13 protein-coding genes are annotated in these 13384 nt (G+C 66.5%); 7 read left to right on the forward strand and 6 right to left on the reverse strand.

Going from position 1 to position 13384, the window contains the following annotated elements:
- Nucleotides 1-54: 54 nt before the first annotated feature.
- Together ABIC90_RS08225 and ABIC90_RS08230 are read left to right on the forward strand one after the other, a co-directional pair.
- Nucleotides 55-1179, forward strand: coding sequence for a 3-deoxy-7-phosphoheptulonate synthase (locus ABIC90_RS08225; RefSeq protein WP_354353591.1), 1125 nt, complete (start codon nt 55-57; stop codon nt 1177-1179).
- Nucleotides 1180-1252: 73 nt separating this feature from the next.
- A complete protein-coding gene (locus tag ABIC90_RS08230) occupies nt 1253-1612 on the forward strand; it encodes a nuclear transport factor 2 family protein (protein ID WP_354353592.1) in 360 nt (119 codons plus the stop codon).
- 254 nt (nt 1613-1866) lie between these two features.
- Here ABIC90_RS08230 and ABIC90_RS08235 read toward each other — a convergent pair whose 3' ends face one another.
- Both ABIC90_RS08235 and ABIC90_RS08240 read right to left on the reverse strand, forming a co-directional pair.
- Nucleotides 1867-3201, reverse strand: a complete 1335-nt coding sequence (locus ABIC90_RS08235) for a DUF5677 domain-containing protein (protein ID WP_354353593.1) — start codon at nt 3199-3201, stop codon at nt 1867-1869.
- A gap of 172 nt (nt 3202-3373) precedes the next feature.
- Nucleotides 3374-3964, reverse strand: coding sequence for a DUF308 domain-containing protein (locus ABIC90_RS08240; RefSeq protein ID WP_354353594.1), 591 nt, complete (start codon nt 3962-3964; stop codon nt 3374-3376).
- Between the two features lie 195 nt (nt 3965-4159).
- Here ABIC90_RS08240 and ABIC90_RS08245 point away from each other — a divergent pair, with 195 nt between their 5' ends.
- The gene (locus ABIC90_RS08245) at nt 4160-5641 is read left to right on the forward strand and encodes an HD domain-containing phosphohydrolase (protein ID WP_354353595.1); all 1482 of its coding nucleotides are present in this window, start codon (nt 4160-4162) and stop codon (nt 5639-5641) included.
- 91 nt (nt 5642-5732) lie between these two features.
- Here ABIC90_RS08245 and ABIC90_RS08250 read toward each other — a convergent pair whose 3' ends face one another.
- The gene (locus ABIC90_RS08250; protein WP_354353596.1) at nt 5733-6626 is read right to left on the reverse strand and encodes a LysR family transcriptional regulator; all 894 of its coding nucleotides are present in this window, start codon (nt 6624-6626) and stop codon (nt 5733-5735) included.
- Nucleotides 6627-6718: 92 nt separating this feature from the next.
- Here ABIC90_RS08250 and ABIC90_RS08255 point away from each other — a divergent pair, with 92 nt between their 5' ends.
- Together ABIC90_RS08255 and ABIC90_RS08260 are read left to right on the forward strand one after the other, a co-directional pair.
- Nucleotides 6719-7498, forward strand: a complete 780-nt coding sequence (locus tag ABIC90_RS08255; RefSeq protein WP_354353597.1) for an NAD(P)H-dependent oxidoreductase — start codon at nt 6719-6721, stop codon at nt 7496-7498.
- A 184-nt stretch (nt 7499-7682) separates the two neighbouring features.
- On the forward strand, nt 7683-8465 hold the full coding sequence (locus tag ABIC90_RS08260) for a DUF5991 domain-containing protein (protein ID WP_354353598.1): 783 nt from the start codon (nt 7683-7685) through the stop codon (nt 8463-8465).
- 12 nt (nt 8466-8477) lie between these two features.
- Here ABIC90_RS08260 and ABIC90_RS08265 read toward each other — a convergent pair whose 3' ends face one another.
- The 3 genes from ABIC90_RS08265 to ABIC90_RS08275 are packed head-to-tail and all read right to left on the reverse strand — an operon-like array spanning nt 8478 to nt 11253.
- Nucleotides 8478-9443, reverse strand: coding sequence for a Bug family tripartite tricarboxylate transporter substrate binding protein (locus tag ABIC90_RS08265; protein WP_354353599.1), 966 nt, complete (start codon nt 9441-9443; stop codon nt 8478-8480).
- Nucleotides 9444-9490: 47 nt separating this feature from the next.
- Entirely contained in the window at nt 9491-9865 is a 375-nt protein-coding gene (locus ABIC90_RS08270) for an AtuA-related protein (protein ID WP_354353600.1), read from the reverse strand.
- A complete protein-coding gene (locus ABIC90_RS08275; protein ID WP_354353601.1) occupies nt 9862-11253 on the reverse strand; it encodes an acyclic terpene utilization AtuA family protein in 1392 nt (463 codons plus the stop codon). Before ABIC90_RS08275 ends, ABIC90_RS08270 begins: the two co-directional genes overlap by 4 nt.
- A gap of 90 nt (nt 11254-11343) precedes the next feature.
- On the opposite strand from ABIC90_RS08275, the gene ABIC90_RS08280 reads away from it, so the two are divergent.
- Nucleotides 11344-12255 (forward strand): LysR family transcriptional regulator, encoded by a 912-nt coding sequence (locus tag ABIC90_RS08280; RefSeq protein WP_354353602.1) that lies wholly within the window; start codon nt 11344-11346, stop codon nt 12253-12255.
- Between the two features lie 142 nt (nt 12256-12397).
- The gene (locus tag ABIC90_RS08285; protein ID WP_436318176.1) at nt 12398-13384 is read left to right on the forward strand and encodes a Bug family tripartite tricarboxylate transporter substrate binding protein; all 987 of its coding nucleotides are present in this window, start codon (nt 12398-12400) and stop codon (nt 13382-13384) included.

The raw sequence follows: 13384 nt of genomic DNA on the forward strand, positions 1-13384 counted from the left end.
ATGGCCTATGCCGTGGACAATTGCGCCCGCCCCATACGAAACCAAAGCCTCGACATGCCCCGCCTCGACGACCCCCTCCACGACGCCGAAATCGGCTCCCGCGACAGCACGCTCGACACCACCCGGATCGACGACGTGCGCATCGGTGCCGTCCGCCCGCTCATCACCCCCGCGCTGCTGCAGGAACGCGTGCCCGTGCGCGACAACACGCTGGCGCTGGTCGAAGGCAGCCGCGCGGCGATTGCCGACGTGCTGCACGACCGCGACGATCGCCTGGTGGTCGTGGTCGGCCCCTGCTCCATCCACGACCACGACCAGGCCATCGAGTACGCGCAGCGCCTGAAGAAGGTGGCCGATTCGCTGCAGGACGATCTGCTCATCGTGATGCGCGCCTATTTCGAGAAGCCGCGCACCACCGTCGGATGGAAGGGCTACATCAACGACCCGCACCTGGACGGCAGCTTCGCGATCAACGAAGGGCTGGAGCGCGCGCGGCGCCTGTTGCTTGAACTCACCACGCTGGGCCTGCCGACCGGCACCGAGTTTCTCGACCTGCTGAGCCCGCAGTTCATTGCCGACCTCATCGCCTGGGGCGCCATCGGCGCGCGCACCACCGAGAGCCAGAGCCACCGGCAACTCGCCTCGGGCCTGAGCTGCCCGGTGGGCTTCAAGAACGGCACGGACGGCAGCGTCAAGGTCGCGGCCGACGCCATCCTCGCCGCCCGCGCGCCGCATGCCTTCATGGGCATGACCAAGATGGGCATGGCCGCGATCTTCGAGACCCGCGGCAACGACGACTGCCACGTCATCCTGCGCGGCGGCAAGGCGCCCAACTATTCGGCGGCGGATGTGGAATCCAGCTGCCAGGCGCTGCTGGCGAACGGCCTGCGGCCGCAGGTGATGATCGACGTTTCGCACGGCAACAGCAGCAAACAGCACCAACGGCAGATCGTGGTGGCGCAAGACGTGGCCGAGCGAATCGCGGCCGGCGAGCGGCGCATCACGGGCCTCATGATCGAGAGCCATCTCGAAGAAGGCCGGCAAGACCTCAAGCCCGGCGTTGCGCTGAAACACGGCGTCTCGATCACCGATGCCTGCATCGGCTTCGCACAGACCGTGCCGGTGCTCCAGGGACTGGCTTCCGCGGTCAAGACGCGGCGGCGACTGACAAAGGTGTGAGGCCCGCGGGCGCTTACTCGCTTGCGAGGCACCGGTGCATCGTGCAGGCGGGCCGAACGCAGGAGAGTTCCGCATGCCAGCGACACACAAAGCGATTCTGGAGAAGGCCAACGCGGCCATCGTTGTAGGCGACTACGAAGGGTTCCTCGCGTTCTGCACCGAGGACACCGAATGGACCTTCGTGGGCGACCGCACGCTCAGCGGCAAGGAAGCGGTTCGCCAGTGGATGGCGACCGCGTACACCGAGCCGCCCCGGTTCGAGGTCCATCGCCTGATCGCCGAGGACGACATCGTCACGGCCCTCGGCGAGATCACGCTGAAGAACGACGCGGGCAAGGACACGCGCTACGCGTACTGCGATGTCTGGCGCTTTCGCGAAGGCAAGATGGCCGGTCTGCACGCCTTTGTGATCGAGGGGCCTCTGCAAAGCTAGCGGCTGCGATCCGTGCCCGGCGGCAAAAGCCTTAAGCGCTGCCCGCCTCGGGCGGCATGCGGCGGTAGTTCAGTTCGACGGCCAGAGCCTCCTCGCCCGCGGGGGTGATGTTGTACATGCGCAGGTCGAGAGTGTCATCGTCAGGCTGCTCGATGGCCGTGCGCCCCGTGCGCCAGCCCCAGCGCTAGCCGCTTTGTCCGTCGCTGTAGCTGCCCAGTTTGCCGTGCTCCAACCAGAGTCGGAAAAGCAGCCCTTCATCGCCGTATTGATGCCTTTGGATAAGTCACCCGCCTTTTTCGGTTTTCGCGCTGCTCCGCTTTTCGGTCGAGGATCCTTTCTCTAGGCGACCTACCCGAGATCTTCTTTCGCTCCTGCTCGATCTGATTCCAGATCTCTCGTGCATGATTTTGAACGACCATATTCAACGCCAACAGATCCGCGTTTTCTGTCTCTACGCAAAGTTCGGCAACCAACATCGACAGGGATGCTGTTGCGTAGTTGATCGCGACCTCGCAGCCGTAGGCCAATGGAATCTCATTGCCATCGATCGCAGCGAAATCGAGGCTGATCCGCGTGAGCGCAGCAAGAGGGCCTCCGTGGATCGTGTTGTTGGCTTGCTCATATCCGCGCCGCAGTGTGTCCAAGCCAACGTGATTCTCCAGATCTCGGAATGTGGTTCTGCCGCAGCCGAGTTCGACTGAGGCCCATCCGTAGTCCTTGGCGAATGCTGCTCCAAACCTATTGACCATCGCGGCTTTCTGCCTGCGCAGATGACTGGCGCGCCGGTCACGATGCGCGTCCACTCTGCCAACGCCACTAGTCCTGTTGTGTTCGAGAAGTCGGAGCTCCTCTACCTGGTGATGCGATAGGTACATCTGTGCGCACATATCGGACCGCCCGGAAACAAACATCGCAACGACGCAAACCTCGTGCAGTGATCGCCATCGGGCGAGTGCGCCGTCTGCATAGCCAGCTCGCGCCAGTACAGTAATCTCACCAGTAATTTCGTATGCTCGTGCAACAAGTTTGCCCAGTGCAAATTCTGTGTTTATTTTGGCGTATGCGCCCTGACCGATCCCAGCCGCAGCTTGGTTCCACTCCAGTACGAGTTGCCCGAGGAAGTCCAACCGCTCGATCACGTCGCCCCAGATGCGCTGAACCATTTCAGCGCGCACTGACTGCACCCGTCTCAGATCAATCGCATGATCTGCTGCTTGCTCTGAAAGCCTGTCACCGATGATTTCAGCAACATTCGCAAGCGCGTTGGGAATCGCCCCTACCGCAGCCTCGACTAAATCGTCTCCAAGCTCCTTGAGCGCCCCCTTCAGCTCATCGAAAAGTCCCTCTATCGTTTCTCGAATTTCCTCCGGGGTCTTCCCAAGTCCGCATGAAGGATCTACATCGATCCGCAGCACGTCACCCTCCGCGCTGAGCAGTGCTGCAGTCAAGTTCTGGAGCTCCACCTCTGAGAGATTGAGCTCTCGCTTTTTTGCCACCTTCGCGAGGGCCAAGGGAAGGAGCTTTTCTGGCGACGTGATTACCGACAGGGCATGGTCAATCGCATCCTCTATCACGCGTAGTTTTTTCAATGGCAGCGCCTTTCAAGCTTGGATTTTCCCTGAACACATGGCACGGCGGCTTGCGCCCAATCTGACACATGAGGCCACAGAATTGCGCGATCTGACCGTCATCCCGGAGTCTCTCCTCTAGCATCAGAAGCGCACTCGAGCCCCTGAGAAAAGCAAAAACCGGACATCGGCATCAAACCTCCCCGGAGGCGAAGCCACGGGTCATGCTTTTTTTTGCCCGCCGAAACAAGACGACAAGCCCCGAAATCAGGAAGTAGACGGCACCAACAGCCGCATACCCCGCAAACGTCTGCACCACAGGCGCCGCACTCCCCTGCTGCGCCACAAAGAACCCGCCAGCCAGCGCAGACTGCGCCCCGCTCAGCATCATCACCCACTGCCCCCGCTCGCTCTTGCGCCGGCGAATGGCAGTCGCCAGCTGAAGCAGCCCCGCCACGATCGCCCACGCCCCGAAGATCGCCAAGATGACCTGCAGTTGGAGCCCCAGCGAAACCGCCACGGCCACGGTGACCAGCGCGCTCATCCACGCGTTTAACACCTGCGTGGGGTTGGCCTTCGCGCCCCCCGTCATCCGGGCGTCCCACAGGTTCGCCAGCGCGTCCCACGCGGGGTAGATGACGAGCAGCGCGGTCGCGACGACGGGCGACCCCTTCGCGACGGTGAAGGCGAGCGCGACCCAGGCGAAAGAAAACGCAGCGCGCGTGAAGTAGAGCTTGCGAAGCCACGCGGCTCGCTGAAATTGGGACAGGTTGGTGTCAGACATGGCAATGGCGGTGAAAGCCGCAGATAGATAAAGAAAACAAGAAAGAAGGAAGAAAGGCCGTCGCCCCTGGAGCGAGGCGGGTGCAGACGATTCTGTGGGGCAAGCCCCCGCCGCGGTATCGGTCGAATGACCGACAAGCCCCGAAAAAGACCGACTGTGCGATGCTGGGCTTTTGCCTCGGCCCCCTCCCCTCGCATGTCCGACGACTCGACCATTGCCGTTTTCGACGCTGTCCGCGCGCTCGCCTTCATCGGCGACCTGAGCATGGGCCAGCCGACCGACCATTCGCTGCGCACCGCGTGGCTCGCGGGAATGATCGCGACCCAGGCGCGCTGCGACCCATCGCAGGTCGAAGCCTCCCGGCACGTCGCGCTGCTGCGCTGGTCGGGCTGCACGGCCAACGCCCAGGAGTTCGCGGACTTTCTGGACGACGACGTGCAGGGCCGGCAAGCGCTTCTTGCATCGCAGAAGCCGCGCGCCAAGCAACAACAGCAGCAACCGCGCACCGCGCCCATTCCCAACGCGATGCTCGCCATGGCCAGCATCCATTGCGAAATTGCCGGCGACATCGCGAACACTCTTGGCCTCGGCCCCGACACCGAAGCGGCGCTGCGCGCCATCTTCGAGACCTACGACGGCGGCGGCGTGCCCGGCCTCCTGCAAGGCGACGACGTGCCGCTCGCGACGTACGTCGTGGCACTGGCGAGCGACCTCGAAATCTTCAGCCGCCTCTATGGGCAGGGCGAAGCGCTTGCGCTGGCGCACGGTCGCGCGAACAGCGTCTACCCCGCCGCGCTTGTCGATGCCAGCGCGCCGTGGGTCTCGACGTGGATGGCCACGTTGGATGCGCCCACGCCGCCGTGGACCGACGTTGGCGATCAGCCCGCCTCGATGCTTCAGCGCGTCGGGCTGGAGCTCGTAGGCGACGTGATCGACCTCAAGCTCCCCTGGATGACGGGTTACTCGCGGCGCGTGGCCCAACTGGCGCGCGATTGCAGCGCGCGTGCGGGCCTCGATGCAGCCCTGTGCCACCGTACGTACAAGGCCGGGCTGATTCACGGCATCGGGCGAGCATCGGTGCCCAACGCGATCTGGAACGCGCCCGAGCCGCTGCCGGCCTCCTCGCTCGAGCGCCTGCGGCTCGTTCCGTACTGGACCTCCCGCGCTGCGGGGCAGATCGACGGGCTCGCGCTCGAAGCGGAGATTGCATCCTTCGCCTTCGAGCGGCGCGACGGCTCGGGTTATTTCCGCGGCCGGTCTGGCACGGCCATGCCGCTGGAGGGCCAGATCGTTGCAGCGGCGGAGCGCTGGATTTCTCTTCGCACCCGTCGTCCGTGGCGCGCAGCGTTCACCGAAGCAGAGGCGCTAGGCTGCATGAAAGGTGACGTCGATGCGGGCCGCTTCGACCAGAACGTCGTCGATGCGCTGCTCGCTTGCGCGATGTCGCATGCACCCCCGAAGCCAGTGGCGCCGAAGCCAGGAGAGCAGGCGCTGTCGGAGCGCGAACTGGAGGTGCTGCGCTGCATCAGCAAGGGCGAGAACACCAAGGAAGTCGTTCGCGCGCTGGGCATCAGTCCGCGCACGGTGCGAACACATGTAGAGCGCGTGTTCCTCAAGCTCGAATGCTCGACCCGTGCGGCCGCGACGTTGAAGGCGGCGACCAGAGGGCTCATTTGAATCCACGTGGTCGTGTGCCGAAGCCAAAGCGCGTGCATCTGCTCCGTGATGCCGGCGGTCAACAAGGCCCGTAGATCGGGCCGCAGCGCATTCACGAAGCCGCCGCAATCCACTCCCTCACCCACCGATGCCCCGGGTCCCGATGCCGCCGCTCGTGCCATAGCATCGCCATCTCGAACCCCGGCACCTCCAGCGGCGCCTGCACCATGCGCAGCCCCGGTGCGCCGCGCGCCAGCCGCTCCGGCAGCATCGCGACCATGTCGGTTTCCGCCAGCACGGACATCATGAAAAGAAAGTGCGGCACCGACAGCACCACGCGCCGCGCAAGGCCCATCTCGGCCAGCGCTTCGTCCGTGGGTCCGGCGAATCCGCCGCCGGCCTGCGACACCACCACATGCTCCAGCGCGCAGAACTGCGCGAGCGTCGGCCGCCGTTTCAGTCGGGGATGCCCTGCCCGCCCGGCCAGCACATAGCGCTCGTTGAACAGCACCCGCCGGTGCAGACCGGCCGGCGCGCCCACGCTGGTGTGGAAAAACAGGTCGAGCTCCCCCTGCTCCAGCTGCCGCGCCATGCGGGATGGCACCGCTTCCACCACGGCCAGCCGGGTGTTGGGTGCCGCCGCGCGCAGGCCGGCAAGCGCGGGCAGCAAGATGGCCGATTCGGCGTAGTCGGCCGCGGCCACGCGCCAGGTGGTGGTGGCCGCTGCGGGGTCGAACGGCTTGGTGGGTGCCACCGCGCGGCCCAATGACTCCAGCGCCTCGCGCAGCGGCCCCTGCAGTTCGTCGGCGCGCGCGGTGGGCCGCATCCCGCGCTGCGCGGGCACCAGCAGCGGATCGGCGAAGGCCTCGCGCAGCTTGGCGAGCTGCACGCTCACCGAGGGCTGCGACAGGTTCAATCGCTCGGCAGCGCGGGTGACGTTGCGCTCGGCCAGCAGCACGTCGAGCGTGATCAACAGGTTGAGGTCGAGGCGGCTGAAATTGTTCATGGCAATGGCTGGTATTCGAACTATTCATTTCCAATATATCTCTGGCGCTTCTAACCTGCGTGCATGTTCTTCATTCATCAGGCCAGCGCATCGTGAAAATCCTCCTCGTCCACGCCCACCCCGAAGCCCGCTCGCTCAACGGATCGCTCAAGAACTTCATGGTGGATCGGCTCACCCAATCGGGCCATGAAGTGCGCGTGTCCGATCTCTACGCCATGCGGTGGAAGGCGCCGCTGGACGCCGACGACTTTGCGCATCTGGAGCGCGGTGCGCACTTCGATCCGGTCATGGATTCCATGCACGCCTTCCAGGCCGGCACGCAGCCCGGCGACATCGCCGACGAACAGGCCAGGCTGCTCTGGGCCGACGCGGTGCTCTTCCAGTTTCCGATGTGGTGGTTCTCGATGCCCGCGATCCTCAAGGGCTGGGTCGAACGTGTGTATGCCCACGGGTTTGCATACGGCGTCGGTGAGCACTCCGACACGCACTGGGGCGACCGCTACGGCCAAGGCGTGATGGCCGGCAAGCGCGCCATGCTGGTGGTGACCACCGGCGGCTGGGCCTCGCACTACGCGCCGCGCGGCATCAACGGGCCGATGGACGATCTGCTCTTTCCGATCCATCACGGCATCCTCCACTACCCGGGCTTCGACGTGCTGCCCCCTTTCGTGGTCCACCGGACCGGCAAGGTCGACGAGGCCGGCTATGCGCGAATCACCGAAGACCTGGGCCGGCGGCTCGATGCGCTCTGGACGACCGCCCCCATCGCGTTCCGCGCGCAGAACGCGGGCGACTACGAGATTCCCGCCCTCACGCTGCGGCCAGACATTGCGCCAGGCCGCACCGGGTTTGCGTCGCACATCGCCGATTGAAGCGGCCTCGTGCGCCTGCGCCGCAGGGCATGACTTTCGCGCAAGCCCTTGTCCTACTTGGTTCTGTTCCGCCCGCCACATGCCTTGCACACGCGGGTGTTGCATAAGCCGTTTCATGCGCCTATTCAATACAAAGACATACGCAGCCGCGGCAGTCACCGCGGCATTGACCACCACGGCAGCCTTGGCCGCCCCACCCGCCCAGGTACGCGCCAGCGGCAAGACGCTGGCGACTTCGCAGCTGGCCACCGACGTGCTCAACAAGATCGCCGAGTACACCCGCACCAGCGGCGGCTGTGCAGCGCTGGACGCCGTGGACATGCAAGTGCTGCCGCGCAACTACGTGCCCCGCCAACCGGCGATGCCGGCGACCAGCCGCGGCGGGCACTTCGAACGCTGGAGCATCGAGGCGTGCGGGAGCCGGCAGCAGTTCCAGGTGGGGCTGTGGCCTTCGCCGCAGGGCGGCAGCGATTTCGCGGTGACGCCGCTCACGGGGCGTTTGCCGGTTGCAGCTTCTGCAGGCGCTGCAGTGGGCGCCGGCACCGCAGCTTCGGCGAATGCGGGAAGAGCCCTGCCTTCGGCGCCGCTGGCCGCGTGGAACGGCCGCTACGTGTGGGAAGAATCGCTGGGCCGCATCGGCGGCTCGTCGCCTTCAGAAGGTGCCGCAGCCTTCGTGACGCACACGCTGTCGCTGGGTCCGGGCAACGGCGCCACCGGCTGCACGCTCAACGCGGAGGGCTTTCAGACGAACATGCGGATGCTGTGCACGGCCACGCCTTCGGGCACGTCGGTGGTTGTCAAGTTCTACAAGTTCGGGCCGGACAACGTACGCGGCCAGCGCACCACGGGGGAGCGGCTGCTGACGCTGACGCGCGAGCCCGGCGGCATCGTCACGCAACTGGAGGGGCTGCGCCCGTCGAGCGATGCGGCGCCGCGCAAGGGGCGCTTCTTCGCCAAGGTGGGCTGAGGGCGCGCGCCCTTATTCGGCTTCGATCCCCGCCGCCTTCACGATGCGGCCCCACTTCTGCGATTCGCCGGCCTGGAACTTCGCCATTTCCTCGGGCGAGGTGGTGAACACCTCGGTGCCGGTAGGTTCGTAGAAGGCGGTCTTGGCCGACTCGCTCTTTGCGGCCTTCACCAGCAGTTCGTTGAGCCGCTTGACGACGGCGGGCGGCGTCCTGGCGGGCGCATACGCGGCAAACCAGTAGCCCATTTCGTAGCCCTTCACGCCGGCTTCGGCGATGGTGGGCACATCGGGCGCCAGCGGCGAGCGGCTGGCGCTGGACATGCCCAGCGCGCGCAGCTTGCCACCCTTGACTTGCGGCAGGCCCGTGGCGGTGTCGGTGATCATCATGTCGATCTGCCCGCCGAGCAGGTCGGTCACGGCCAGGGTGTTGCTCTTGTAGGGCACGTGCAGGAGCTTGATGTCGGCCATCTGCTGCAGCAGCTCGCCCGCCATGCGGCTCGAAGAACTGCCGCTGCCAAAGCTGTACTTGCCCGGCTCCTTCTTCGCGAGCGCGATGAACTCGGCCACGCTCCTGGCGGGGAAGGACAGATTGACCACCATGATCTGGCCGCCCTTGCCGAGTGCGGTCAGGGGCGCAAAGTCTTTCACCGGGTCATAGGGCAGCTTCTTGAACAGATGCTCGTTGGCGGCGTGCGTGGTGTTGGTGGTGATGAGCACGGTGTAGCCGTCGGCGGGCGCTTTCGCCACGTTCTGCGAGGCGATGAACCCGCTGGCACCGGCCTTGTTGTCGATGATGACGGACTGCCTGGTCTCGGCGGTGATGCTGTTGCCGAGCGCGCGTGCGATCTGGTCGGTGGCGGTGCCGGCCGCAAAGGGCACGACGAAGGTGATGGGCTTGTCGGGAAAGGCTTGCGCTTGGCTGAGCATCGGCATCAAGGCCAATGCGGCGGTCAACACGGTGAGGGAAAGTCGTTTCATTTTTTTGTCTCCGGATGGATGGGGAAGGGAAAAAGTTGCGGCAGCCGCTACGGCCCGGCCAGCAGCGGCGCGAGCGCGCGCGGTATCTGGATCGGCATGTCGAGCAGCAGGAAGGACAGCGACTTGCCGTGCGCGTCGAGGTTCAGCGCATCGTTGACGCCGCCGTCGAGCACCGCATCGAGCACGAAGTTCATCGCGTGCAACCTGGGCAGAACGAAGCGCTGCACCTGCGCGGGCGCACGGTGGCGAAACTGGGCCGCAACGCGCTCGGGCGTGAGCTGTTCGAGCAGCAGCGGATAGAACTCGGCACGCCAGGCGATCACGCTGATGTTCGAGCGGTCTCCCTTGTCGCCGGTGCGGCCGTGGGCGGCGCGGTAGAGGGGGACTTCGATCATGTCGGGCGCGGCGTGTGAGTTTTTCATGCCAGCGCCTCCGCATGCATCAACTCGAAGCGCACCGGCACCGATTCGCGTGGCAGCAGGCATGAGATCGTGTTGAGGCGCGGCGTGAGGGCGGTGCGCACCCCGCCGCCGCCCGCGGGACCGCAGGTGTAGAGCGCCATCACTTCGCGCCCCAGGCGTTCGGCCTGTGCGCGGTCTTCGTGCGTGGCCGCAACGCGCAGGCGCACGTCGCGCAGGCCGGTGTCGGGTGTGTCGGCGAGCATGCGGCCGGCGTCATCGCCCAGGATGCTCAGCGCGCCGATGAGGTCTACGCGCAGCGCCAGGCCCTCAAGTCTTTTGCGCAGCACGTCGGCCGCGAGCCGGGCGCGTGCTTCTGCGCGTGGGCCTGCATAGGAGATCTCACCTTCGGCCAGCCAGCCGCCTTCGTGGCACACGTTGACCTTGTAGTGGCTGGGCCGCGCATGGCCGCGCACGCCGGAGAGTTCGACGCGGTCTTGTTCAGGCAGCGCGCGCACTTCGGCGTCCGCGATGTCGGCCACCACGTCGGGCGTGAGGTACGCACTCGGGTCATGCACTTCGTACAGCAGTTGTTCCTTCACCGTGGCTTCGCTCACGAGGCCGCCGGTGCCGTCGGCCTTGCCGATGGTGCAGTGGCCGTCTGCATCGACTTCGGCAATGGGAAAGCCGACGGCTTCGAGCCCCGGCACTTCCTTGTAGCCCGGGTCGGCAAAGTAGCCGCCGCAGACCTGCGCGCCGCATTCGAGCAAGTGCCCGGCCATGGTGGCGCGGCCCAGGCGGTGCCAGTCGTCGGCACGCCAGCCGAAGTGCGACATCGCGGGGCCCACTGTGAGCGAGGGGTCGGCCACGCGGCCACACACCACGATCTGCGCGCCGGCATCGAGCGCGGCGGCGATCGGCTCGGCGCCGATGTAGGCGTTGGCACTGACGATGCGCAAGCCTTTCATCTGCGTGCCCAGTGTCTGCTCGAGCAGCGCAAGGTGCTCCGGCCCCGAAAGGTCGTCGCCCTCCACCACCGCGATGCGCGGCGCGGCGGCACCCAGCTCGCGCACCATGCGGGCGATGTGCCGCGCGGCGGCGCGCGGGTTGGCCGCGCCGAAGTTGCTCACGATGCGGATGCCGTGTGCCAGGCAGCGTGCGAGCACGGGCCGCAGCATCGCGTCGAGCAGCGGCTCGTAGCCCGCCTCGGGGTTGTCGCGGCGGCGCAGTTGGGCGAGCGCCAGCGTGCGTTCGGCCAGGGTCTCGAAGATCAGGAAGGCGCGCTGTCCGTCGGGTCCGCCCGCCAGCCGCGCGATCAGCGTATCGACCACCGGGCCGGCCGCATCGGTGCGGTCGCCCGAGAAGCCTGCGGCGCAGCCGATCAACAAAGGGGGCGAGGCAAAGGTGGTCATCGAGGCGCAATGTAGGCAAACGGTGGTCATCCGTAAAATCGAAAATCCAGATCGATTGATCTGGATTTCAAATAACAAGGCCCCAGAGACATGAGAAAGACGCCCGACCTCTCCACGCGGCAGCTGCGCGCCTTTCTCGCACTGGCCGAACATCGCAACTTCACGCGGGCGGCGCAGGGCAGCCACCTGTCGCAGCCCGCCTTCAGCGCGTTGATCCGCACGCTCGAGGACGCGGTGGGCACGCGCCTCTTCGACCGCGACACGCGCAGCGTGCAGCTCACGCCCGAGGGGCAGCTGTTCGAAGGCTCGGCCCGGCGCCTGCTCGACGACATGGGCAGCGCCATGGGCGACCTGGCCGACCATGTGGGGCGCCGCAAGGGCCGGGTGCGCATCGCGGCCCTGCCCTCGCTCGCGGCGGGCTGGCTGCCCGCGGTGTTCGCGGAGTTCATGCAGGCCTGGCCCGGCATCCGCATAGACCTGAACGATGCGCTGTCCGATGCCTGCGTGGCGCTGGTGCGCAACGGCCAGGCCGACTTTGCGCTCGCGGCCTCGGGCGCGGCGGCCGACAGCGACCTGCGCGCGCGCAAGCTCTGCACCGACCGCTTTCACCTGGTGTGCCGCGCCGACCATCCGCTGGCGCAAGAGGCGCGCCTGTCGGTCAAGAAGATCGCGCCCTGGCCCTTCATCCAGATGGCGCGCAACAGCAGCGTGCGGCAGGCGCTCGATGTGGCGCTGCATCCGCAGCGGCTGAACGCGGTGTTCGAGGTGGAGCACCTGGCCACGGTGATGGGGCTGGTGGAGGCGGGCTTGGGCATCAGCGTGGTGCCCGCGCTCACGCTCTTTCACTTTCGGCGCGACACGCTGGTCACGCGGCCGCTGCCGCTGCCCGCGCTCACGCGCACGCTGTACCTGGTGCAGCGGCGCGAGGGAAGCCTGTCGGTGGCGGCGCAGACGCTGCACGACCTGGTGGTGGCGCGGCTGGGGTCGCTGCGGCTGGACTGAAGCTGCGGCGTGGGACCCGGCCATGCCGGCGCGGCATATCTCCCAGTGCGATCACGATATTGCTGCCGGGCGGCGCAGCGGGAATAGTGCGGCATCGCGGCGCCAGACCGCAGGCAACACCGCAGACCACCCCAGGAGACACATGAAACATTCCCGCCGCAGCTTCGTCGGCTTGATGCTGACCGCCGCTGCCAGCAGCAGCACAACCAGCACATGGGCCGCCACGGCCGGCCCCCTTTCTTCCCGCCCCATTCGCCTGGTCGTGCCTTTCGGCGCGGGCGGCGTGGCCGACCTGGTCGCGCGCAGCGTGGCACAGAAGATGTCGGAATCCATGGGCCAGACCATCGTGGTCGACAACAAGCCAGGCGCGGGCGGCGTGGTCGCATCGGACACCGTGGCCAAGGCGACGGCCGACGGCCACACGCTGCTGTTGATGTCGAACGGCAACGCGGTGAGCGTGGGCCTTTTCAAGTCGCTGCCCTACGACACCATCAAGGACTTTGCGCCCATCTCCACGCTCGGCTACTTCGACATGGCAGTGCTCGCGCCGGGCAACGGCAAGTTCAAGACCCTGGCCGAGCTGGTGGCCTATGCCAAGGCCAATCCGGGCAAGGTGAACATCGGCACCATCAATGTCGGCAGCACGCAGCATCTGGCGGGCGAACTGCTCAAGACCTCGCTGGGCATCGACGCGCAGGTGGTGCCCTTCAACGGCACGCCGGCCGTGGTGACCGCGTTGCGCGGCAACCAGGTCGATGTGGCGGTGGAGATCCTGCCGCCCGTGCTCTCGCAGATCGAAGGCAAGGCGCTGCGCGCGCTGGCCGTGATGGGCGAAAAGCGTGCCGCCGGCCTGCCCGATGTGCCCACAGTGGCCGAGAGCGGCACGCCGGGCTTCCAGGTCGCCTCGTGGAACGCGCTGGCCGCGCCCGCCGGCACGCCGGCCGAGATCATCACGCGCCTGAACACCGAAGCGCTGGCCGCCCTGGCTTCGCCCGATGTGAAGAAGCGGCTGCAGAACCTGGGCGTGGAGCCGCGCGGCAGCACGCCGCAGGCGCAGGCCAGGCTTCTTGAAAGCGAGATCAAACGTTGGTCGGCCGTGATCCAGCGCGCCGGCATTCCCAAGCAGTGA

The organism is Variovorax boronicumulans (genome assembly GCF_040544675.1).
Classification (GTDB): Bacteria; Pseudomonadota; Gammaproteobacteria; order Burkholderiales; family Burkholderiaceae_C; genus Variovorax; species Variovorax boronicumulans_D.